The 21,067-nt window shown below is 69.6% G+C and carries 14 protein-coding genes; 8 read left to right on the top strand and 6 right to left on the bottom strand.

Annotated features, from left to right (window positions below; all coding sequences use genetic code 11):
* Positions 1 to 122 precede the first annotated feature (122 nt).
* Positions 123 to 893 carry a serine hydrolase gene (locus ACFVH0_RS39085; protein WP_385828188.1) on the top strand — a complete coding sequence of 257 codons (771 nt, stop codon included), beginning with the start codon at positions 123 to 125 and terminating at the stop codon, positions 891 to 893.
* A gap of 12 nt (positions 894 to 905) precedes the next feature.
* Here ACFVH0_RS39085 and ACFVH0_RS39080 read toward each other — a convergent pair whose 3' ends face one another.
* Entirely contained in the window at positions 906 to 1,829 is a 924-nt protein-coding gene (locus ACFVH0_RS39080; RefSeq protein WP_385828187.1) for a LysR family transcriptional regulator, read from the bottom strand.
* A gap of 9 nt (positions 1,830 to 1,838) precedes the next feature.
* Positions 1,839 to 3,191: a diaminopimelate decarboxylase gene (gene lysA / locus ACFVH0_RS39075; protein WP_385828186.1), complete on the bottom strand. Its 1,353-nt coding sequence runs from the start codon at positions 3,189 to 3,191 to the stop codon at positions 1,839 to 1,841.
* Between the two features lie 246 nt (positions 3,192 to 3,437).
* On the opposite strand from lysA, the gene ACFVH0_RS39070 reads away from it, so the two are divergent.
* A complete protein-coding gene (locus ACFVH0_RS39070; protein WP_385828185.1) occupies positions 3,438 to 5,756 on the top strand; it encodes an alpha-N-acetylglucosaminidase in 2,319 nt (772 codons plus the stop codon).
* Here the strand turns inward: ACFVH0_RS39070 and ACFVH0_RS39065 are convergent.
* Positions 5,753 to 6,439: an HAD family hydrolase gene (locus ACFVH0_RS39065; protein WP_385828184.1), complete on the bottom strand. Its 687-nt coding sequence runs from the start codon at positions 6,437 to 6,439 to the stop codon at positions 5,753 to 5,755. The genes ACFVH0_RS39070 and ACFVH0_RS39065 overlap by 4 nt on opposite strands.
* A gap of 569 nt (positions 6,440 to 7,008) precedes the next feature.
* Between ACFVH0_RS39065 and ACFVH0_RS39060 the strand changes: the two genes are divergently transcribed.
* The 6 genes from ACFVH0_RS39060 (at position 7,009) to sbnA (ending at position 17,704) form a co-directional block, all read left to right on the top strand.
* Positions 7,009 to 7,650 carry a ScbR family autoregulator-binding transcription factor gene (locus ACFVH0_RS39060; protein ID WP_385828183.1) on the top strand — a complete coding sequence of 214 codons (642 nt, stop codon included), beginning with the start codon at positions 7,009 to 7,011 and terminating at the stop codon, positions 7,648 to 7,650.
* Positions 7,651 to 8,509: 859 nt separating this feature from the next.
* Positions 8,510 to 11,047 carry a Pls/PosA family non-ribosomal peptide synthetase gene (locus ACFVH0_RS39055; RefSeq protein WP_385828182.1) on the top strand — a complete coding sequence of 846 codons (2,538 nt, stop codon included), beginning with the start codon at positions 8,510 to 8,512 and terminating at the stop codon, positions 11,045 to 11,047.
* A gap of 63 nt (positions 11,048 to 11,110) precedes the next feature.
* Positions 11,111 to 14,365 carry an amino acid adenylation domain-containing protein gene (locus tag ACFVH0_RS39050; protein WP_385828181.1) on the top strand — a complete coding sequence of 1,085 codons (3,255 nt, stop codon included), beginning with the start codon at positions 11,111 to 11,113 and terminating at the stop codon, positions 14,363 to 14,365.
* A 23-nt stretch (positions 14,366 to 14,388) separates the two neighbouring features.
* A complete protein-coding gene (locus ACFVH0_RS39045; protein ID WP_385828180.1) occupies positions 14,389 to 15,393 on the top strand; it encodes a TauD/TfdA family dioxygenase in 1,005 nt (334 codons plus the stop codon).
* Complete coding sequence (gene sbnB / locus ACFVH0_RS39040) at positions 15,390 to 16,487, top strand: 2,3-diaminopropionate biosynthesis protein SbnB (RefSeq protein ID WP_385828179.1); 1,098 nt, start codon at positions 15,390 to 15,392, stop codon at positions 16,485 to 16,487. Before ACFVH0_RS39045 ends, sbnB begins: the two co-directional genes overlap by 4 nt.
* Before the next feature lie 209 nt (positions 16,488 to 16,696).
* Positions 16,697 to 17,704: a 2,3-diaminopropionate biosynthesis protein SbnA gene (sbnA, locus tag ACFVH0_RS39035; protein ID WP_385828189.1), complete on the top strand. Its 1,008-nt coding sequence runs from the start codon at positions 16,697 to 16,699 to the stop codon at positions 17,702 to 17,704.
* A gap of 40 nt (positions 17,705 to 17,744) precedes the next feature.
* On the opposite strand, the gene ACFVH0_RS39030 is transcribed toward sbnA, so the two are convergent.
* The 3 genes from ACFVH0_RS39030 to fdxA form a co-directional block, all read right to left on the bottom strand.
* Positions 17,745 to 18,773 (bottom strand): alpha/beta hydrolase, encoded by a 1,029-nt coding sequence (locus ACFVH0_RS39030; RefSeq protein WP_385828178.1) that lies wholly within the window; start codon positions 18,771 to 18,773, stop codon positions 17,745 to 17,747.
* 55 nt (positions 18,774 to 18,828) lie between these two features.
* Positions 18,829 to 20,445, bottom strand: coding sequence for a phosphodiester glycosidase family protein (locus tag ACFVH0_RS39025; RefSeq protein WP_385828177.1), 1,617 nt, complete (start codon positions 20,443 to 20,445; stop codon positions 18,829 to 18,831).
* 162 nt (positions 20,446 to 20,607) lie between these two features.
* Complete coding sequence (gene fdxA, locus ACFVH0_RS39020) at positions 20,608 to 20,925, bottom strand: ferredoxin (protein WP_385828176.1); 318 nt, start codon at positions 20,923 to 20,925, stop codon at positions 20,608 to 20,610.
* Between the last annotated feature and the right edge of the window lie 142 nt (positions 20,926 to 21,067).

Raw genomic sequence — 21,067 nt, 5'->3', positions numbered from 1 at the left:
TCTTTTTTTTTTTTTATTCCCCGGTTGGGCCCCTGGGGCCGGGGGGGCCGCGGCGCGGGGGGCCGCGCCCCCCCCCCGGCCCCGCCCCCCCCCCCCCCCCCGCGGGCGCCGCCACGGTGGGGGTGGACGATCGCACCGTGCTGCCGGTGGCGTCCGCCTCGAAGCTGCTGCTGCTCGCCGAGGTCGCGCACCGGTTGGAGACCGGGGAACTGCCCGCCGACCGTGTCGTGGAGATCCTCGACGAGGACCTGGCGGAGGGCACCGGTCTGCTGCGCCGGCTGAGCAGGCGCGGCTGGACCGTCGAGGACCTGGCCTGGCTGACCGCCTCGGTGAGCGACAACACCGCGACCAACGCGCTGTTGCGCCTTGTGGGGCGCGAGTCCACGGCCCGGCTCGCACGGGAGCTCGGGCTCGATCACCTCACGCTGCACGACAAGGTCCGCGACGTCCGCGGCCCGGACGTGCCGCCCGTCTTCGCCACCGGCACCGCACGGGACCTGGCGCGGCTGGTGACACACACGGTGCGCGGCACCATGAGCTGTCCGGCGGCCTCCGCCCGGCTGCTGCGCTGGATGCGTGCCAACACCGACCACGGGCTGGTCCCCGCACTCGTCGACCACGACCCGTACGAACCGTGCTTTCCCGAGCGGCTGCGCGACGGGCTTCTGGTGGCCAACAAGACCGGTACCGACACCGGGGTCCGTGCCGACGCCGGTGTCATCATCGGCAGACGCCGGCTGGCATACGCGGTGGTGGCGCACTGGGACACGGCGCTGGGGCCGAGCACCGAACGGGCCGCCGTGCACGCCATCCGGGACGTGGGGCGGACCCTCGCGGCCTGTGCCGGGCGCCGTACCGCCGATCGGGGCACGGGCATCGGCGAGGAGGCGTGACAGGTGCGCCGGTCACGCCCACTGCACCTCCAGCAGCGACCTGATCTCCTCGGCGGCCGACCGCAGTTCGGCGAGGAAGATCCGCAGCAGCGGGTTGCGGTTGGTGGACCGGGTGGCAACCCCGATGCGCCGGTGCAGTCGGGGGTGGTCCAGCCGGCAGACATGTACGCCGGTGGTGTCGCCGAGCCCGAGGGCCGGGACGAGCGCGATGCCCATGCCCGCGCGTGCCAGGTTGATCGTGACCTGGTAATGATCGCTGCGGCAGCGGACCCGGGGGCGGAAGCCCTCTGCCGCGCACGCTCGTTCCAGAACCGGTTCTCCGGTGTGGCCGCCGTGCGTGCCGATCCAGCTCTCCCCCTCCAGGGCGGCGAGCCGGACCGCGGCGTGCCGCCCGAGGCGGTGCCGCAGGGGAAGGACCACCAGCTGCGGCTCGTCGAAGAACATCTCCACGTCCACGGTCGCCTGTCGGCACCAGGGGTCGAGCGGGTGCTCGAAGACGACCGCGGCGTCGAGCCGGCCCGCCTCCAGGTCGGGCACCAGCTCGTGCGGCTGCCCGAGGATCAGTTCCAGCTCGGCCTGGGGCCGGTTCGCCGCGAACAGTGACAGGGCCCGGGGCAGCAGTTCCAGGCCCGAGGACGCGAAGAAGCCCAGTCGCAGAACCCCGGCCTCTCCCTCGGAGTGCGCCCGCAGGTCGTCCTGGGCCACGGCCATCAGGTCGGCGACCGCCTGCGCGTGCTCGGCCAGCCGCACCCCCGCCGCGGTCAGCCGCAGGCTCTGCGGCTGACGTTCCACCAACGCCACGCCGAGCTCCTGCTCCAGCCGGGCGAGCTGGTGCGAGATCGCGGAGGGGCTCAGATGCAGCGCCTGGGCCGCGGCCACGATGGTGCCGGTACGGGCGATCTCCAGCAGGACGAGCAGTCGTGCACTGTTCAGCATCGGGTCAGGTTAGGCCGTGCCGACTCGCCGCGCCGCTCCGGCGCCGTACAGTGCCGTCTCCGCCGGCTCCGGGAGCCCGGCGGGCTCGTCCACGTCGAGGCGCAGCAGGTCCTCCTCGGTCTCCCGGCGCACCACGGTGCGGGCGTGGCCGTCGCGTACGAAGACGACGGCGGGGCGCGGCAGTTTGTTGTAGTTGGAGGCCATGGCGTATCCGTACGCGCCGGTGACCGGCGTGGCCACCAGGTCGTCCACCGCGATGTCGGCGGGCAGGGCGGCGTCGTCGACGATCACGTCACCGCTCTCGCAGTGCTTGCCGACCAGCCGTGCCCGCATGGGCCTGGGGGCGCGCGGGTCACGCGGCAGGAACACCTCGTAGCGGCTGCCGTACAGGGCGGGGCGCAGGTTGTCGCTCATTCCGCCGTCCACGCCGACGTACGTCCGCACGCCCTCGATCCGCTTGATCGTGCCCACCCGGTAGAGGGTCAGTCCGGCGCGGGCCGCGATGGAACGGCCGGGTTCCACGGTCACCGGGTAGCCCCAGCCCGCGTCGCGTACCGCGGTCCGTACCCGGGCCGCCCATCGGGCGAACGACGGTGCGATCTGTCCCGCCTCGTACGCGACGCCGAGGCCGCCGCCGACCGTGAGCCGGTGCATTCGGGTGTCGGCTGCGAACCGGGCGACGGCCGCGGCGCCTGCCGCGAGCTCCGCCGTGTCCAGCACCTGCGAGCCCACATGCGCGTGGACGCCTTCCAGGATCATCGCGGGGGAACCGGCGGCCCGGCGCACGGCGGCCGCCGCGGTTCCGCCGGCGAGGCCGAAGCCGAACTTCGAGTCGTTGCCACCCGTCCGGATCGCCTCGTGCGCGCCGGCGGCCACTCCGGGTGCCACCCGCAGCTGGATCCGGGCGGGCGGCAGGTGTTCCCCGGCGTGCAGGCGCTCGATGCGGTCCATCTCGTCGAAGCTGTCGACCACCAGGTGCCGCACCCGGACGGACATGGCCGTGCGCAGTTCCGCCTCGTCCTTGTTGTTGCCGTGCAGGACGATCCGGTCGGCGGGCACCCCGGCGTGCAGCGCGACCCGCAGCTCGCCACCTGAGGCGACATCGAGCAACAGCCCCTCCTCGTGGGCCAGCCGGGCCATGGCCGTGCACAGGAACGCCTTGGAGGCGTAGGCGACATTGTCCCGGCCGAAGGCGGCGACCGCTTCCCGGCAGCGCCGGCGCAGATGCTCCTCGTCGTACACGAAGAGGGGTGTCCCGAAACGCCGTGCAAGTTCGGTGAGCAGGACGCCACCGACGGACAGCCCTTCCTCATGTATTTCGGACGTGCCGGGCAGCAGGCCCGATTCGATGGCTGACGTCATGCGTTCCTCCCCGGAAGCCGGCTCGCAGCCATCCTGCGGCCTGCGCAGGGGGTCATAAAAGCGCATTCTTCTATGGCTGAGCCTCATGGTTTTCGATGCTCGCGCCGTACACCGGTGCCGGTACGCCGCCCCGCCACGAGGCAGTCGGTACGCATCCGGGCCGGTTCCGCCGGTTCCCCCGCAGGGCACGGTGCCGCACCATGTCCTGGGCAAGTTCCGTATCCCTTCGTCGGACGAGGTCACCCTTTGAGAAGCCTCAGATCCTGGATCGTCGCCTGCTCGTCCGCTCTCGCCGTACTGGTCACCGCGGTGACCCCGGCCACGGCGACGAGCCCCTCCGCCGGTGGCGCGGCGGCCGTCTCCCGCGACAGGCCCGCCTTCGACTCCGGACCGGCCGAGGCGGCGCTGCGGCGCCTGCTCCCGCACCACGCCGGGCAGTTCGACCTCGTGCCGGCAAGCCGCCCCGCTTCCGGCGACTACTTCGCCGTCTCCGGCACGACGGGCCGGGTCCGCATCCGGGGCACCAGTCCGGCCGTGCTGCTCAGCGGCGTCAACCACTACCTCAAGTACACGGCCCGGGTGGACATCGGCTGGCCCGGTGACAGCACCTCGAAGCTTCCGAAGAAGCTCCCGGCGCCCCTCGGCACGGTGCGCCGGGACGCCTCGGTGCCGCACCGGTTCGCCCTCAACGACACGGACGACGGCTATTCGGGGGCGTACCGGAACTGGTCCTCGTACGAGAAGCAGATCGACGTCCTCGCACTGCACGGCGTCAACGAGGTGTTCGTCCAGATGGGCGCGGATGCCGTGTACTACGACACCTTCCAGCGGTTCGGGTACACGAAGAGGGAGCTCGCGTCCTGGATTCCGGGCCCCGCGCACCAACCGTGGTGGCTGATGCAGAACATGTCCGCATTCGGCGGCCCGGTCAGCGAGAAGATGCTGGACCGGCGTGCCGCGCTCGGCCGGAAGATCGCCGAACGGCTGCGCCGGCTCGGTATGACGCCGGTCCTGCCCGGCTACTACGGCACGGTGCCTCCCGGGTTCACCGACAGGAACCCTGCCGGCCCCGTGGTCCCTCAGGGCGACTGGGTCGGCTTCCGACGCCCGGACTGGCTGGATCCGCGCAGCGAACTGTTCCCGAAGGTGGCGGCGGCGTTCTACCGCCGTCAGCACGAGCTGTTCGGTGACTCGGCCATGTACAAGATGGATCTGCTGCACGAGGGCGGCACTCCGGGAGGCGTGCCCGTCGGGGAGGCCGCCAGGGCCGTCATGAACTCCCTGCAGGCAGCGCATCCGGGCGCGACCTGGGTCCTGCTCGGCTGGCAGAGCAACCCTTCCACGCAGCTCATCGACGCGGTGGACAAGAGCAAGCTGTTCATCGTCGACGGCTTGGCCGACCGCTACGACGGTCTGGACCGCGAGGCCGCATGGCATGGCGCGCCCTACGCGTTCGGGACCATCCCCAACTTCGGCGGCCACACCACGATCGGCGCCAACACCGCTGTCTGGGCGGCCCGGTTCGACCAGTGGCGCACCAAGCCGGACAGTGCGCTCCGGGGCATCGCCTATCTCCCGGAAGGCACCGGCGGCAACCCGGCCGCGTACGACCTCTTCACCGAACTGGCCTGGCGCACAAAACCGTTGGACCACTCCGCCTGGTTCGCCGCCTACGCCGAGCGGCGCTACGGCGGCGCAGACCCACATGCGGCCAGGGCCTGGGAGCTCCTGCGCACCGGCCCGTACAGCACCTCGTCCGGCACCTGGAGCGAGTCCCAGGACAGCCTCTTCACCGCACGCCCCGGGCTGACCGTCGGCACGTCGGCCAGTTGGAGCCCGTCCGCCATGCGGTACGACGCGACGACGGTACGAGAGGCGCTGGCGGAGCTGCTCCAAGTCGCCCCCGAGTTGCGGACGTCGGACGCGTACCGCTTCGATGTGGTGGACGTGGCCCGGCAGGCCCTGGCCAACCGCAGCCGTACGCTGCTGCCGCAGATCAAGGCCGCGTACGAGGGGAAGGATCTCGCCCTCTTCCGGCAGCGGGCCGCGGAGTGGAAGGGCGACCTCGCCCTGCTGGACCGGTTGTTGGCCACCGACCGGCGGTTCATGCTGGGGCCCTGGCTGAAGGACGCCAGATCCTGGGGCAGCACCGGTGCCGAGCGGTCCGCCGCCGAGTTCGACGCCCGCTCGATCCTCACCACCTGGGGGCATCGCTCCGGCAGCGAGTCCGGCGGGCTGCGCGACTACGCGAACCGCGAATGGTCGGGGCTGATCCGCGACTTCTATGCCGTGCGGTGGACGCTCTACCTCGACTCCCTCGACACGGCCCTGGCAACCGGGCAGCCGCCGGCCGCCATCGACTGGTTCGAGCGGGACAACGCCTGGAACCTGGAGCACAAGAGCTACCCGGTGGAGCCCACGGGCGACCCGTCGGCACTGGCCGAAGCGGTACGGGCATCGCTCGGCAGCGGTCCCGATGCCGGGCCGCGCATGCGGGTCGCGAGTCGGCCCGCGGTGGTTCAGATCGCCCGGCCGTGCGACGTCGAGGCCCGGCCGGAGTGCTAGGCGGTCCCGTCCGCCCAGGTATGGGCCCATGCGTGGAGTTCCGGATCGGCCAGCGTGCGCAGCCACAGGTCGGCCCGGTCGGCTCCCTCTTCGGCCGGTCGAGGGCCCACGCCGAGCACGCGCATGCCTGCTCTCCGGGCCGACTCGACGCCGGTGACCGAGTCCTCCACAGCCAGCGCGTCCTGCGGCCGCACGCCGCACAGGCGGACCGCGGTGGTGTAGACGTCGGGATGGGGTTTCGGCAGCAGTCCGTCACCCGCGACGACGACATGGGCGAAATACCGGAGCAGGCCGGCCCGGGTGAGGCTGGACTCGACCACGTCCAACGGGCAGTTGCTGGCGACAGCGAGCGGGAGATGGCGGGCGGCGAAGCGGACCAGCGCCGCCGCTCCCGGCATGGTCACGGGGTCTTCGGCGACGAGCGCCGTGAAGTTCCTCAGGAGGGCATGCGTCATGTCGTCGGCGAGTTGCGGCTTCCCGGACTCTCCGGCCATGAGGCTGCCGCACTCGGTGTAGTGCACGCCCTTCGCGCGCTCGGCGAAGCCGGGGCGGGGCTTCAGCCCGAACTCTCCGAAGACCCGGCTGCGCGCGTCCTGCCAGTGTCGTTCGGTATCCATCAGGGTGCCGTCACAGTCGAAGACGATGGCAGCCGGGGACCAGGTGTAGATGCGACGAGGTGTCATTTGCCTGCCGTTCTCGAAGAGCGCGCCGCCCCGCGTCGTCAGTGCTCGCAGTAAGGAGCAGGGGACTACGGAGAGGCTCGCTCGGCCGCAGAAGGAGCGCTGTCGAACGGGCCCGCCCGACCGCGCGTGAAGGCCGATGGTTCGCCTTCGGGCCCTCCAGCGACGGACATCGTCCGGTCTTCTCCGGATGACCCCAGAAACATCGTGATGACTACGTTAATTTTCCGGCCGACAGGTCGCAATCATCATTTCGAGTGTTTGACGGCGCGCCAATTTCCAAGTACGCGCGAAGTGTGCGCGACAGCCGACCATGGGCGGACGAGATCCGACACCCCTCCAACTCGACTGGAAACAAGGCGACTTGGCAGACAACTTCGAATCACGGAGACCGGCGACCGCGCTCGACAGCACCTACGAAGCGTGAAATTCCGCCATTGGCCGTACCCACATCCAGCCCAAGAACAATAATAATCTCCACGCATTAACGGCATGGAGCACCGCCGGTACGCCACGGCGCACGACTTTCCCGGATCAAAAAATTGGCACGGATGAACGAAGGCAGAACACGCATGCAGGACAGGGCACGCGCGACTCGAAGGTCTCTGCTGGAAGCCGCGGCACACCTTTTCGTCGAACAGGGGTACGCACGGACAAGTATCAATGAGATCAGCGATCTTTCGGGGCGCACCAGCGGAGCCGTCTACTTCCACTACTCCAGCAAGGAGAAACTCGCGCTGGCGGTCGTACGCGAACAGTTCGCGGCCTGGCCGTTGTTGGCCGACCGCTATGCCGCCCCCGGGATCCCGCCGCTGGAGAAGCTGGTCGCCCTCAGCTTCGATGCTGCCGAGGCACTGCGCGATGACGTCATGACCCGGGCCGGCGCGCGTCTGTGGGCGGAGCGCCGCACCATCGACGTCGCCATACCCACGCCCTTCGCCGTCTGGACCGCTGCCGTGACGCGCCTTCTGGCCAAGGCGCGCGCCGAGGGCGAACTGGCCGAAGAGGTCGAGCCGTCGGACACCGCGACGACCTTGGTGTGCGCGTTCTTCGGGCTGTACGACCTCACCGGGGAGCTGGCGGAGCACGAGGACCTCTCCGACCGGCTGCACCGGTGGTGGCTGCTGATCCTGAAGGCGTTGCAGGCACGCCCCGAGCCCGCCGCCCTGCTGGCCCGGGCCCTGGCGCACCACCGTCCGGCGCCCACCGGGTGAACATCCGTCTCCGGCTCACCGGGCTTCTCCACACGCGTGTCATCGGGGCCGGCCGAGCGGGCCGGTTCTGCGCGCGGCCGTCCGACGCAGCCCCGGGGCCGGTCGGCGTGCTCGCGCGGCATATTGAGGACAACGCTTGGCAGGGCGACGGGACGGGTCGCCGTGGCAGTGGCTCGTCGAGCGCGGTCGGGGCCGGCAGCAGGCCGGACAGCGGGTGCTTCGCCCGCTGTCCGGAGGCCATGACGACCGGACGTTCGGCGGTGACTTCGTACTCGGCGGCCCAGGAGCGGGCGGGCACGGCCGGTCCGCACCGCACGATCGCTTCGCGGTACGTCACCGCACCATGACACCAGCGGGTGAATGGCCTCGGAGCATGACCACGATCACTCCGCTGGCGCGCAGACGTGTCCCACTGATCGAGTGACATCGGATGGTGCGGCCGCCTGTGCCGCCACACACCACCCCCGGGAAGCGTCCGGATGCCGCGCCCCCGCCCACAGCATGCGATGCCCCGGACGCGGTCACCGCCCGTGCCCCGGCGCGGCTCCGCCCGGATCGGGCACGCGCCACTCGCATGCAGTACGTCGAGACGCACCCCACGGCTCAGCGCGGTCTCACCGTCCAGCCGGGCAGGACCGTGGACGAGGAGCGACCCGAGAGATCCGCTGCCGCACCGGAGCGACCGGGTCGAGTGGCAGCCCGACAGCGAACGGCTAAAACTGAGGCAGCGGTTCGGGATCACGACAAAGGATCCCGACCTAGTTGTTTCCGGACCACTCGCTCCGGGTTATCGAAAAGCGCGAGTACGGGGCGCCGACCGTAATGGCGGCGACGCTCGAAAGTTCCTCAAGGAGCTCGCATGGAGGAAAAACCCCTCGACGTCTTGACTCCCGGGCCGGATGAATCCGCAATCGGTATGCGTAAGTACACCGGCCCGGATACCGGCATCGAGTCGAGCCTCGCCGAAGTGCTGGCTGACGTCATGTGCGTCGAACGGGTGTCGGTCGACGGTCATTTCTTCGATGACCTCGGCGCCAACTCATTGGTGATGGCCCATTTCTGCGCACGGGTCAGGAAGCGGACGGACCTTCCCTCGGCGTCGATGAAGGACATCTACCGGCACCCGACGATCCGCAGCCTGGCGACGGGGCTCGCGGATGCCGCGCCCGTCGAACCGTCGGTCCCGGCGCCGGCCGAGGTGGTGCCCCCAGCCGGCTTGGCCGGCACAGTGCGGTACGCCCTCTGTGGAGCCCTGCAGTTCCTGCTTTTCCTGGGATATTCCTTCCTCGCCGCACTTGTTGCCGACCGAGGTTATACGTGGGTCTCCGCCGGGTCGGGTGTGATCGACATCTACCTGCGGTCGTTCGTCTTCGGAGGCATCGGCTTCGTCGGCCTGTGCACGTTCCCCATCGCGGCCAAATGGCTCCTCGTCGGCCGCTGGAAAGCACGCGAGTTCCCGGTCTGGGGTCTGACCTATCTGCGTTTCTGGACCGTAAAGGTGCTGATCCACGCCAACCCGATGATCTTCTTCGTCGGCAATCCCCTGTACGTGCTGTACCTGCGGGCGCTGGGCGCACGGATCGGCAAAGGGGTCACGATCCTCTCCCGCAACATTCCGGTCTGTCCCGACCTGCTCAGGGTCGGCGACGGCACAGTGATCCGCAAGGACTCGTTCTTCCTCTGCTACCGGGCGCACTCCGGCCGTATCCAGACCGGCCGGATCACCCTCGGCCGGGACGTGTTCATCGGCGAGAAGACCGTGCTCGACATCGACACGTCGATGGGCGACGGGGCTCAACTCGGCCACACGTCCACGCTGTACAGCGGCCAGGCGGTCCCGGACGGTCAGCGCTGGCACGGATCCCCGGCGCAGCTCACGCAGCACGACTACCTGAGTGTCGGGCCGGCCACCTGCGGCACGCTGCGCCGGGCCGGCTTCGGTCTCGCCACCGTGCTTCAGTTGTTCTTCGTCTACGTGCCGCTGGTCGTCGGGGGCGCGTACATGCTGGTGACCCTGGTTCCGGCGCTGCACAACCGGCTGGCGCCGGGCACGGTGGATTTCACGTCCCCGGACCTCTACATCGACGCGCTGGTCCTGTCCCTGCTGCTGTTCTTCGGCCTCGTCGCCGTGGGCATGGCCGTGATGCTCACCGTTCCACGCCTGCTGAACCTGGTCGTCGAGCCGGACAAGGTCTATCCGCTGTACGGGTTCCACTACTCGGTGCACCGGGCGATCGGGCGCATGACCAACATCAAGTTCTTCACATGGCTGTTCGGTGACAGCTCCTACATCGTCCACTACTTGCGCGGCATCGGATACGACTTGTCCCGGGTCGAGCAGACCGGGTCGAACTTCGGCACGGAAGTGCAACACGAGACCCCGTTTCTGTGCTCGGTCGGGAGCGGAACGATGGTCGCCGACGGGCTCTCCATCATCAACGCCGACTATTCGAGCACGTCCTTCCGGGTGTCCCGGGCCTCGATCGGTTCGTCCAATTTCCTCGGGAACAACATCGCCTATCCCGCGGGGGCCAGGACGGGCGAGAACTGTCTCCTCGCGACAAAGGTGATGGTTCCGCTCGACGGCGAGGTACGCGAGGGGGTGGGCCTGCTCGGCTCACCGTGCTTCGAGATTCCCCGGTCGGTCGAGCGCGATTCCCGGTTCGACCACCTGCGCACCGGTGACGAGTTGCGCCGAAGCCTCACTGCGAAGAACCACTACAACATCCGCTCGATGGTCCTCTTCCTGCTCGTGCGGTGGCTGCACTTCTTCGTGCTCACGATGCTCGGCCTGGCGAACGCCGAGCTGTACGACGCCTACGGGCATGTGCTGATCGCCGCGTTCCTGGTGTTCAGCCTCGGGTTCACCGCCGTCTACTTCGTACTGGTGGAGCGCTGCATCGCGGCATTCCGCATGCTGCGACCGCAGGTGTGCTCCATCTATGAGCCGTACTTCTGGTGGCACGAGCGCCTCTGGAAGGTGCCCGACACCTACCTCAACGTCTTCAACGGCACCCCTTTCAAGAACGTGATCTGGCGGATGCTCGGCGTTCGGATCGGCAGCAGGGTCTTCGACGACGGCTGCTACATGACGGAGCGGACGCTCAGCACCGTCGGGAACGACTGCACGCTCAACGCGGGAAGCAAGATCCAGTGCCACTCGCAGGAGGACGGCACCTTCAAATCGGATCGCAGCACCCTCGACGACGGCTGCACCCTCGGTGTGGGAGCCCATGTCCATTACGGCGTGACGATGGGCGCCGGCGCAGTGCTCGCACCCGACTCCTTCCTCATGAAGGGAGAAGAGGTCCCCCCGCACGCGCGCTGGGGAGGAAACCCCGCCACGGAGATGCGGGACGCCCCCAGTCGGCCCGAGGCGCTGGCGCGGATGGGATAGCGGCCCTGCCCCTGTCAGCTCTGAACAGCACGGTAGCGAAGGCGAATGGAGAGGGACGGCCAGATGGGAACGCAAGCGCAGGCCGATCGGGAATTCTGGCGCAATGCGCTCACCGCCGGTGGATTCACCGAAATCCCGCGGTGGACGCTCAATCCGGTGAAGGGTGTCGGCGAACACGAGGCGCCGGTACCGGACGACGTCGCGGCGGCGTTGGGCCGGCTGGCCGAGGACCTTGCGGTGCCGCTCGACTCGGTGCTGCTGGCAGCGCACGCCAAGGTGATCGCCGCGCTGTCCGGCGAGCACGAGGTCGCGACCGGATATGTCGGTGCGCAGGGCGGCCGGCCGCTGCTCTGCCGGCTGACGACCGGGCCCGGCCCGTGGCGGGCCCTGCTGGTGGACGCCCATCGAGTCGCGTCGGATCTGCTGTCGCACAAGGACTTCCCCGTCGATGAGCTCAGGGGCGAGCTGGGCCTGGCCGAGCCGTCGATCGAGGTCGTGTTCGATCCTCATGGCGTGGGCGGCGAAGTCGCCGGTCACACCATGCTGTGGGTGGGGTTCTCACGACGCGGCGGCCATCTTGTGCTGCGGCTGCGCTATCGGACCGACGCTCTCGACGAGGACTGCGCCGTCAGGATCGCCGGTTACCACCTCACCGCACTCACGCTGATAGCCGCCGATCCGGACGCCGAGCACGGACGGCAGAGCCTGCTCCGCGCCGAAGAACTCCACTTCCAGCTCGAAGAACTCGCCGGTCCACACCGGGAACTGCCGGACCACCGGTTCCACGAACTGTTCGAACAGCGGGTGGCGTCGCACCCGGACGCCGTCGCCGCGGTGCACGGGGATCTGCAACTGACGTATCGAGAACTCAACGCGCGCGCCAACCGGGTGGGTCGGGCCCTGCTGGCGCGGGGGCTGCGCCCCGAGGATGTCGTCGCGGTGGTGACCGAGCGCAACCTGGACTGGATGGCCGCCGTCCTCGCGGTCTTCAAGGCCGGTGGCGTGTACCTGCCCATCGAGCCGCATTTCCCGGCCGACCGCCTCGCGACCATGCTCTCCCGTGCCGCATGCGGGCTCGTGCTGACCGAACCCGGCAGTACCTCCACGCTCGACCAGGCCCTCGGCTCACTGCCCGGGGTCCGGAAGCTCTTCGTCGGCGCGGCCTGCGAGGAGGACCATGCCGACGATGATCTGGGCGTCCACGTCGCACCGGACCAGCTCGCCTACATCTACTTCACCTCCGGCTCCACCGGTGAGCCCAAGGGCGCGATGTGCGAGCACGCGGGCATGCTGAACCACCTCTACGCCAAGATCGACGACCTGGAGATCGGCGAGGGACAGGTGGTCGCCCAGACCGCGCCCCAATGCTTCGACATCTCGCTGTGGCAGCTGGTGTCCGGGCTCCTGGTCGGGGGGCGGACCCTGCTGGTGGAGCAGGAGGTGATCCTGAACGTCCAGCGGTTCGTCGACAAGATCGCCGACGCCCGGGTCGCCGTCCTCCAGGTCGTACCCTCCTACCTGGACGTGGTCGTGTCCTGGCTGAACCAGCACCCCCGCGAGCTGCCGGACCTGCGGTGCGTATCGGTCACGGGCGAGGCGCTGAAGAAGGAACTCGTACAGCGCTGGTTCGCCGCCCAGCCCGGGATCAAGCTGGTCAACGCCTACGGGCTGACCGAGACCTCGGACGACACCAACCACGAGGTCATGGTCCGGGTGCCCGACGGAGACCGGGTCCTGCTGGGTCCGGCGGTCAACAACGTGCGCGTCTACGTCGTCGACGAGCACCTGATCCCGGTACCGCTCGGAGCCCCCGGTCTGATCGTCTTCTCCGGCGTCTGCGTCGGCCGCGGATACGTCAACGACCCCGAGCGCACCCGGCAGGCCTACCTGGCCGATCCGCACCGTGAGGGTGCCCGGCTCTACCGGGGCGGCGACTACGGCCGCTGGACGCCCGGGGGAAAGCTGGAGTTCCTCGGCCGCCGCGACACCCAGGTGAAGATCCGTGGCTTCCGGATCGAGATCGGCGAGATCGAGAACACCCTGTTGCAGGTGCCCGGTGTTCGCGACGGTGCGGTCGTGGTCGCCGAGCGGGCCGACCAGAGCAAACACCTGGTGGCGTTCTACTCCGGCCGGCGGCCGATCGAGGTCGACGTCATGCTGGACCGGCTCGGTGAGTCGCTCCCCGCGTACATGGTCCCGTCGGCCTTTCACTGGCGGGAAGCTCTGCCGCTCACGGCCAACAGCAAGATCGACAGAAGGGCGCTGCAGGCACTCGCCGGAGAACTCGATGTCGTCCGCGACGACTTCCGGGCGCCGGACACGCCGACCGAACGGCAGGTGGCGGCCGCATGGGCGAAGGTGCTCGGCATTCCGCAGAACCGGATCGGACAACGGGACAACTTCTTCGACCGGGGCGGCACATCACTGTCGGCGGTGAAGCTGGCCATCGTCCTGGACCGTACGGTGTCCCTCAAGGACATCACCCGTCACCCCGTCCTCGCCGAGCTGGCCGATCTGGTCGACAACAGGTCCGAGCGGCGTACCGGGCTGCTTCAGCCGCTCTCGGAGGCGGGCGGCACGCAGACCGCGGCCCTGGTGTGCTTCCCCTACGCCGGCGGCAACGCGGTGAACTTCCAGCCCATGGCCAGGGCACTGCCGGACGGTGGACCGGCGGTCTATGCCGTCGAGCTGCCCGGTCACGACGTGGCCGACGAGAACGAGCCGCTCGTCCCGATGGCTCGGGTGGTCGAGCAGGTCGTCGACGAGATCACCGGGCGTGGTCTGACCAGGGTCCTGCTGTGGGGCCACTCCTCGGGCGCCGCGTTGGCCGTGGAGACGGCCCGAAAGCTGCGGGAGCGCGGGGTGGACGTCCAACGGGTGTTTCTCGGCGCGCAACTGCTCGGTGACGCCGGCGACCGGCGCGCCGCCATCACCGAGCTGACCGGGCGGAGCGACGCAGAGATCGCCGCGGACCTGAGCACGGACGGCGGCAGCACCGCACTCGGTGAGCTGGGTTCGCAGCACGCCGAGCACGTCGGCGCCGCCTATCGGCACGACTGCGTGTCCGCCCACCGCTACTTCGCCGACGCCCTGGAGCGCCCGCCCACCTGCAAACTGTCCGCGCCGGTCACCGTGGTCGTCGCCGCGGACGACCCGGGCACGGCGGAGTACCCGCGCCGGTACCGCGACTGGCTGCGTCTGGCCGGACAGGTCGACCTGCACGAGCTCGCCGACGGCGGCCACTACTTCCTGCGTACCCGTCCGGCCGAGGCAGCAAAGGCTGTGCTGCAGGCCACCGAATTGTTCGCTTCTTCGTGAGTATCGGTCGAAAGGAGATCGAGATGTCGTCCACATCCACGGCGTCGCTGGTCGACGTGGAACTGGAATCCGGCAAACCCCCACGGCTGCGGGCCGAGGTCACCGGCGACGCGCCGGCCTGGGCGGCCGAGCACCGGGACGCGCTGCGCGCGGTAGTCGCCGAGCACGGCTCGGTCCTGGTACGCGGCCTCGGGCTGCGTGACACGGCCGAGACCGGAGCCGTCTTCGCGAAGCTGGCCACCGGTCTGATGACCGAGCAGGAGGCCTTCGCGCCCCGCCAGGCCTACTCCGACGGCGTGTACTCCTCGTCGAAGTGGCCGCCGAACCAGCCCATGTGCATGCACCACGAACTGAGCTACACGCTGGAGTTCCCCGGTCTGATGATGTTCGCCTGTCTCGGCGCGCCCACCGAAGGCGGAGCGACCGCGGTGGCCGACTCACCGACCGTGCTCGACGCGCTGCCCACCGAGTTGACCGAGCGGTTCGAACGCGAGGGCTGGCTGCTCACCCGCAGCTACAACGACGAGATCGGCGCCTCCATCGCCGAGGCCTTCGGCACCGAGGACCGGGGCGCCGTCGAGCGCTACTGCCGCGCCAACGCGATCACGTTCGAGTGGCAGCCCGACGGTGGTCTGCGCACCAGACAGCGCCGCAGCGCCGTGGTGCGCCACCCGGTCACCGGCCGACGCTGCTGGTTCAATCAGATCGCGTTCCTCAACGAGTGGACGATGGCCCCCGAGGTGCACGAGTACCTGGTGGACGTCTACGGCACCGACGGGCTGCCGTTCAACACCCGTTTCGGCAACGGCGACCCGATCGGCGAGGACGTCGTACAACTGCTCAACGGCGTCTACGAGGCGAACACCGCACGCGAACCGTGGCAGGCCGGCGACCTGATGATCGTCGACAACATCCGCACCGCGCACAGCCGGGAGCCCTTCGAGGGGCCGCGCGAGGTGCTCGTCGCCCTGGCCGATCCGGTGCGTCTGGACGACTGCTCACCGACCGTGGAGGTGACCACACGATGACCACCGTCGATTCCACCGCGCGAGAGCCCGCGAAAGAGCCCGCACAGGCCGCACCGGTCACGGTTCCACCGACGACGGTCCCACCGTTCGCGGTGATCTCCGGTGCCCAGGTCCGGCGCACGCTGCAAGGATGCGAGAAGCGGATCACGGAGCTGGTCGAGGCAACGTACCGGTTGCACGGCGCCGGTGATTCGGTGAACCCGCCGTCGTACTTCCTGCGTTTCCCCGACCGCCCGACCTCCCGGATCATCGCGCTGCCCGCCTCGATCGGCGGGAAGACACGGGTGGACGGACTGAAATGGATCTCCAGCTTCCCGGAGAACGTGAAGGCCGGTATCCCGAGGGCATCGGCGGTGCTGATCCTCAACGACCATGACACCGGCTATCCGTTCGCCTGTCTGGAGAGTTCGATCATCAGCGCCACCCGGACGGCCGCGTCGGCGGCGTCGGCGGCCGACTGGCTCAGCCGCGACCGGCCGCGACCGACACGTGTCGGGTTCATCGGGGTGGGCTTGATCGCCCGCTACATCCACACCTTCCTGGTCGGCACCGGCTGGTCGTTCGACGAGATCGGCGTACACGACCTGTCCGCCGACAGCGCGGCGGGCTTCCGCTGCTACTTGGAGCAGTCGGACACCGCCGGCCGGATCACCGTGCACGACAGCGCCGAGCAGTTGATCCGCAACAGCGACCTGGTCGTCTTCGCCACGGTCGCCGGTCAACCGCACGTCAGCGACCCGTCGTGGTTCGCGCACAATCCGCTGGTGCTGCATGTGTCGCTGCGCGACCTCGCGCCGGAGGTCCTGCTCGCCTCGACCAACATCGTCGATGACGTCGAGCACTGCCTCAAGGCCGACACCTCGCCGCATCTGGCCGAGCAGCTCACGGGCAACCGGGACTTCCTGCACGGCACACTGGAGGACGTGATGGCCGGGCGGGTGACGGTGCCGAAGGACCGGCCGGTGGTGTTCTCGCCCTTCGGCCTCGGGGTGCTCGACCTCGCGGTGGGCAAGTACGTGTACACCGAAGTGGCCCGCAGCGGAGAGTTGCACGTGATCGACGACTTCTTCCACGAACTGAGCCGGTACGGATGAGCCGGCCCCGCGCGCAGGACGCTTCTTCGAGGCTGGTCCCAGGAGGGACCACCGGTCACGTCGCGGCCGGTCCTGACGCACGCGACAGCGGCCGCTGACACAGGGCCCCGTCCCGCCGGTCGGAAACGGGGCCCCGCCCGCACGGGCGAGGTTCCCACCCGCGGCCGGACGGTTCAAAGAGTGCTCTGCTCCAGACAGAGGAGACCATGGTGCCTGTCATATCCACTCCCTACGGCTTCAACGAAGAGAACCTCTATGTCGACCTCCGGTCGATCTTCGGGCGCTCGCTCTTCCTGAAGTGTGAGGGCTTCAACTTCGCCGGCTCGATCAAGCTGAAGGCCGCGACCGCGATGGTGGAGGCCGCCGAGCGGGATGGAATCCTGACGCCGGAATCGATCCTGGTCGAGTCCTCGTCCGGAAACCTCGGTGTGGCGCTGAGCATGATTTCGGCGAGCAAGGGCTACCGGTTCCTGTGTGTGACGGACTCCCGCGGCAATCTGTCGAACAGAATGATGATGGAGGCGTTGGGCAGCCAGGTGCATGTGATCGCCGAGCAGGAGGCCGACTGCGGCTTTCTCAGCGCGCGGCTCGACTACCTCCGCGCGCTGTGCGCCTCCGACGACCGGTACGTGTGGCTCAGTCAGTACACCAATCCGAGCAACTGGAAGGCGCACTACCGCACGACCGCTCCGGAGGTCGCCCGTCAGTTCCCGCGGCTGGACGTGCTGTTCGTCGGAGCGGGCACCACCGGAACCCTGATGGGCTGTGCCCGTTACTTCCGGGGGTGGCACCGGCCGGTGCGGATCATCGCGGTGGACAGCGTCGGCTCGGTGTCCTTCGGCGGTTCGCCGGGCCGCCGGATGATTCCCGGTCTGGGCATGAGCATCCGCCCTCCGCTTCTCGACGAGTCCTACGTCGACGAGGTGATCCAGGTCGAGGAGGCGGACACCATTCGTGCCTGCCATCGTCTGGCCAGGCGCGGATTCCTGTTCGGCGGCTCCACCGGCACGGTGATCAGCGGTGCGATGGACTGGCTGGCCCGGCATGACGCGCATGAACTCACCGCGGTGGCCGTCGGCCCGGACCTCGGCGAGCGCTACCTCGACACCATCTACCAGACCAACTGGCTACAGGATCTCTACGGTGAGGATGTGCTCGACTCCGACGAGGAGCCCGCCGATTCCTGGGCAGTCGCCCCTCCACCGGCGGCACTGTAGGACGGTCGGCCGTTCTCACCCCTTGCGAGGCCGCGACCGTTCAGCCTTCGGCCTTCAGGGCCCGGAGGAGCATCGGCAGCGAGGAGTGCAACTCGCGCTGCCAGTACGGCCAGCCGTGAGTTCCCGGCCCGTAGAAGTTGGTGGTCACATGCTTCGCACCCTTGCGTTCGAGCTCGCTCGCAAGGGCTTGGTTCTGCCTGTTGAAGTCCGCCTCCAGCGCGCTCAGGCCGCCCGGTGGGTCCAAGGGGCCTGTGGTGCCGTCACCGCACGACAGGTATACGGGGATCCGTGTGAGGCGCCCGGCCAGGTGGAACGGGTCGTGAGCCGCCCAGACGTCACGTTGCGCGACCGGGTCGCCCCAGACCCTCAGCGGGTCGTTGCCCTGACCGGCGAAGAACTCCATGATGCGGTTCGTCGACTCGTCGTCGAGCAGCGGGTGCACGGAACCGGAGTACGCCGCGGCCGCCTTGAACATCCCGGGGTGCCGGGCGGCATACAGCAGGGCGCCCTGGCCGCCCATCGAGAGTCCCGCCACGACGCGGTTCCTGCTCGCCCCCCAGCCGTGCTCCAGGAGCAGGGGCAGTTCCTTGGTGTGGAAGGTCTCCCACGCCGGGTCACCGCCCTGGCCGTAGTTCCACCAGTCGCTGTACCAGCCGTTCCAGCCGGCCTCCGGCATGACCACGAGGACATCGCGCAGGCTTTCGGTCCGCGCGATGTCGGTCCGCGCGGTCCACGACGTGTAGTCCCCGCAGCAGCCGTGCAGCAGCCAGAGCGTCGGCCGGCGCCGGCTCCGGTCGCCCGGATCCCAGCCATCGGGGGTGAGCAGACGTACGTTCACCGTCCGGCCCCCGAGGGCCGGTGAACGCACCGACAGGTCGACCTGCCGGTCGGCGACCCGGGTGACCGCGACGACCTCGGCGCCCCGGGACGGGCGCCCCGGCCCGCCCGCCTCCCGGGCAGGTGACACCGTCGAAGCGGCGGCGAGCACCGGCGGGGCCGACGCGACGGCGAGCAGCAGCGCGACGAGGACGAGCAGGAGGCGGGATCGGTGGATCGGGACGGCGGTCATGGCGGCTCCCGGCGGTCGGTGGTGGCTGGCTGAGGTGTTCTCGGACCGGGCCGGGTCAGCCCCGGTCCGGCAGGATCAGCAGTGCATCCCCGACAGGGCGTTCACCGGCCGCGTCGGACGGATTGTTGATCACTTCTCCGTCGGCCACCATCGTGGTCGACCCGCCGCCGTCGAGATTGACCGCGTCGCGCAGGCCGAGTGCCCTGGCGACGGCGGCACTTTCGGGAATGCTCAGCCCGAGCGCGTCCGTGCTGCGTCCGTCGGCGGTGACGAACACGGTCCTGCCGGCCATGTCCACCCCGGCCAGCGTGCGTGGGTTCCGCTTGTGCACCCAGCCGTAGTAGAAGCTCGTGTTGCCGGGCTGCACCATGCCGTCAGTGGCGGGCGTGACGTGCAGCCGCCCGTCGCGGACCAGTTCGGGCCCGCCATTGACGATGCTGGTCGCCGGTGACGGGGAGACCTTGCGACCGCTGCCGTCCCGCAGCATCCTCTCGATGCGTAGCGGTCGGCCGACCTGCGCCATGGTGGCCAGCTCGGCGACGCGCGTGCCGGTCGCCTGCACGGAGCTGCCGCCGGCCGGCAGCGGTCCGCCGCGCGGTGAACGGAGTTCGAGGACCTGTCCGCGGGTGTCCAGGACGGCCTCCAGGCCGTCGCCCTGTGGCGTCCGCCGTCCGTAGTCGGGTGTGAACGCCACGAGTTCGTCGTGGTCGGTGCAGGTCGCGTCGTGCAGGGGCAGCGAGGTCGGGGTGTCGTCGGCGGTGCCGCCGCAGTTCCTGATCAGGCCCGGTACGCGGTCGACGCCGTCCAGGGGCTGCGACGCGTCCCGGCCGACGACCCGTCCCTTCCAGGTGAGCCGGGCGACCCCACTGTGCCGGCCGGAGTCACGGATCACCAGGCCGGGGCGCCCGTTCACCGGCTCGCTCAGCAGCCGGCCGTCGTAGACACCGACGCCGGCCGGATCGCCCGGTGCTCCGGCTCTCGGGTCGAGGACGAAGAACCCGCCGTTGACCGCCGCGGTCGCGCCGTCGGCGGCGGCCAGCTCGCTGGTCTTCTCACGGTTCTCCAGATCGGAACCGTACGATGCCCTGAGCCCGCCCCGGAACCGGTCCGGGTCGATGGTGAGCACGTCGATCCGCCACGGGCCACGGTCCGCCGGGTTCCCGTCCCAGCCGGTGTACACGACGGACCCCGCGTACCCGGCCGCTGTCAGCCGGGTACGCTCCGCCGTCCCGGTGGACTGCGAGTCGAACTGCCCGACCCGGACCCGCCATCCGAGCGTTCCACCGGCGTAGTCGGCAACCGCCGGAGTCGTGACCTCCTCGACGCGGGCGTCGAAGCCGTCGTCCTGCAGGTCGGCAGCCAGCTCGTCGGCGCTCGCCCGGTCCTTCAGCGCCGTCGGCGGCGCGTCGGGGTCCGGCGAGGTGGCGCCGCCGGGTATGGAGACCTCGACCGTCCAGGCAAGCTCCCGGGCGTGGGCGCCGCGCACGATCCGCGTGAGGGTGACACCGGGCTGCAAGGTCCGCGTGGTGCGGGTCTCGGTCAAGCCGGCGGCGCCCAGCGGCAGGGCACGCGTCGGGCCCGGCCGCGGCTCGGAGGAGGCGGGCGCCGCCGAGGCGCCCGCCAGGGCGAAGAGGGCAAGCCCCGTACACGCGCCGAGCCACTTGCTGTTCACGTACCCCCCTCGGAAAGAACGGCCCAGCAACGGTGCGTGCGGCAGCGGCCACCCGTCAAGACGTGTGCACGTCCATCTCCGCGTCCGCCCGGGGCAGTTCGGCCGTGTCAGCAGGCCCTGACGGCCGATACAGGTCCGTCCTTCCCGGCGTGCCGCGGATTCTCACGTCCTGGCGGGAAGCCCCACCACCAACGGGGGATCACGGTCGATCAGTCCGAGCGCGGCGGCGCCGCCCGGTGAACCGAGATCCTGGAAGAATTCCACATTCGCCCCGGAGTAGTCCTTCCACTCCTCCGGGACGTCGTCCTCGTAGAAGATGGCCTCGACCGGGCAGACCGGCTCGCAGGCACCGCAGTCGACGCACTCGTCCGGATGGATGTACAGCGACCGGGCGCCCTCATAGATGCAGTCGACGGGGCATTCCTCTATGCACGCCTTGTCCTTCACGTCGGCGCAGGGCTGCGCGATGACATAAGTCATGAGTATCTCCATGAATGGGTCGGGACGATGAAGCGGAGAGCGCCGTCAGCCGGTGACGGTCCAGGTGTCGTTGCCGGCGAGGAGTGCGGCGAGGTCGCCCTTGCCGTGTTGTTCGACGGCGGTGTCGAGTTGTTCGGCCATG

This window comes from Streptomyces sp. NPDC127117, from assembly GCF_042677325.1.
GTDB lineage: Bacteria > Actinomycetota > Actinomycetes > Streptomycetales > Streptomycetaceae > Streptomyces.
The sequence above is the reverse complement of the archived record's forward strand: the minus strand, read 5'-3'. Positions and strand labels throughout refer to the sequence as shown.

Coding starts and splice junctions, on each gene's coding strand:
- sbnB (WP_385828179.1), top strand. CDS start 15,390: ATGACCACCGTCGATTCCACCGCGCGAGAGCCCGCGAAAGAGCCCGCA.
- ACFVH0_RS39080 (WP_385828187.1), bottom strand. CDS start 1,829: ATGCTGAACAGTGCACGACTGCTCGTCCTGCTGGAGATCGCCCGTACC.
- ACFVH0_RS39050 (WP_385828181.1), top strand. CDS start 11,111: ATGGGAACGCAAGCGCAGGCCGATCGGGAATTCTGGCGCAATGCGCTC.
- fdxA (WP_385828176.1), bottom strand. CDS start 20,925: ATGACTTATGTCATCGCGCAGCCCTGCGCCGACGTGAAGGACAAGGCG.
- ACFVH0_RS39055 (WP_385828182.1), top strand. CDS start 8,510: ATGGAGGAAAAACCCCTCGACGTCTTGACTCCCGGGCCGGATGAATCC.
- ACFVH0_RS39065 (WP_385828184.1), bottom strand. CDS start 6,439: ATGACACCTCGTCGCATCTACACCTGGTCCCCGGCTGCCATCGTCTTC.
- lysA (WP_385828186.1), bottom strand. CDS start 3,191: ATGACGTCAGCCATCGAATCGGGCCTGCTGCCCGGCACGTCCGAAATA.
- ACFVH0_RS39030 (WP_385828178.1), bottom strand. CDS start 18,773: ATGACCGCCGTCCCGATCCACCGATCCCGCCTCCTGCTCGTCCTCGTC.
- ACFVH0_RS39060 (WP_385828183.1), top strand. CDS start 7,009: ATGCAGGACAGGGCACGCGCGACTCGAAGGTCTCTGCTGGAAGCCGCG.
- ACFVH0_RS39045 (WP_385828180.1), top strand. CDS start 14,389: ATGTCGTCCACATCCACGGCGTCGCTGGTCGACGTGGAACTGGAATCC.